Raw genomic sequence first — 1,290 nt, 5'->3', positions numbered from 1 at the left:
CAGTCGCTCGCCGGAGTGCAGGTCATACGCGTAGGCGGCGCCCGTGGTGGGACTGCCCACGAAGACGGTGCCGTCGTGGATGGTCGGCGCACCGGACCGGTTGTTGGTCGGGGCGGGCCCGTCACCGATCACGTCCCGCCACACCACCTCGCCGGACTGCTGGTCCATCGCGATGATCGTGTGCTCCTCGCGCGCGCCGGCGATCCCGGGCAGCAGGGCGCGGTTGGCCGTGGTGACGACGATCCCCTCGTCGACGGCCGGCGGGACGTCATCGAGGCCGTGGGTGAACTCGGGGAACTCCCGCTGCCAGGCGAACTCGCCGGCCGCGGTGTCGTAGGCGAAGAACGTGTACGGCCGGGGCGCGCCGCCGCCGAAGTACAGCACTCCGCCCTGTTCCGACGGCGAGGACATGCTCACCACGTGGCCGGTCTCCACCACCTCGAGCGCCTCACCGGTCGCCGGGTCGAGTTTGTACAGGCGACGGTCCCCGGTGACCGCCCAGACCGCTCCGCCCGTCACGGCGGGTGTCGGCATGACCTCGCCGGCGGTGTCGTGGCGCCACAGGATCTCACCGGTGTCCGGGTCCAGACCCAGGACGCCGGACTCCCCGGTGCCGCGGTAGCCACCCGGCCCGTCCTGGAAGAAGCGGTTGCCGAATCCCACGAACAGCCGCCCGTCGGAATGGATCATCTCCGAATGCACCCAGTTCGGCGCCTGCGCCTGCCACAACAATTCGCCCGTCGCCAGGTCGAACGCCTGCAGCTCCCCGGAGCCGTGACTGCCGACGAACACCTTGCCGTCGGCCACCACCGGGGTCGCCCGCACCTCGTTCGCGGTGGGGATGGTGCCGGAGAAGATCTGGGCCCCGCCGGTGACGACGTGGGTGTTGTTGGTGGGGGTCGCGCGGTACTGGCTCCAGTCGCCGGGGTCAGCGTGGGCCGGGCCGATGCCGGACAGCAGGAGCGCCGAGACGGCCATGCCGCCGGTGAGGACACGGACAGAGCTGAGACGGAGCCTGGGCATACCTGAAGGCTAACTGGCTATCTCATGTGTAATGCCCGTGGCCTGGCGGGAGCGGAGTCCGCGCCGGTGCGGTCGGCGCCCCTGCACCCCCGGAATCACAGGTCGGTCCGCTACGGTGGCGGGTCGACGCGGCCCGTCCGGGGCCGGCGACGCGCACCGGGAGTAGTAGATGACGACGACGAGCCAGCAGCCGGCCGCCGGGGATCCGAACCCCGCGGGACAGCCGGGCGGGGGCCCGGAGGGTGGGGCACGTCCGGGCAGCGGCCG

General features: G+C 72.0%; 1 protein-coding gene. It reads right to left on the bottom strand.

What is annotated here, in order from left to right; all coding sequences use genetic code 11:
* On the bottom strand, window positions 1-1,023 hold a 1,023-nt coding region (locus G6024_RS16965), incomplete at its 3' end, for a BamB-related PQQ repeat family beta-propellar protein (RefSeq protein WP_159148924.1).
* Between the last annotated feature and the right edge of the window lie 267 nt (window positions 1,024-1,290).

This window comes from Dietzia maris, assembly GCF_014144855.1.
GTDB classification, from domain to species: domain Bacteria; phylum Actinomycetota; class Actinomycetes; order Mycobacteriales; family Mycobacteriaceae; genus Dietzia; species Dietzia kunjamensis.
Note: the sequence above shows the minus strand (reverse complement) of the source record. Positions and strands in the feature narration are given on the sequence as shown.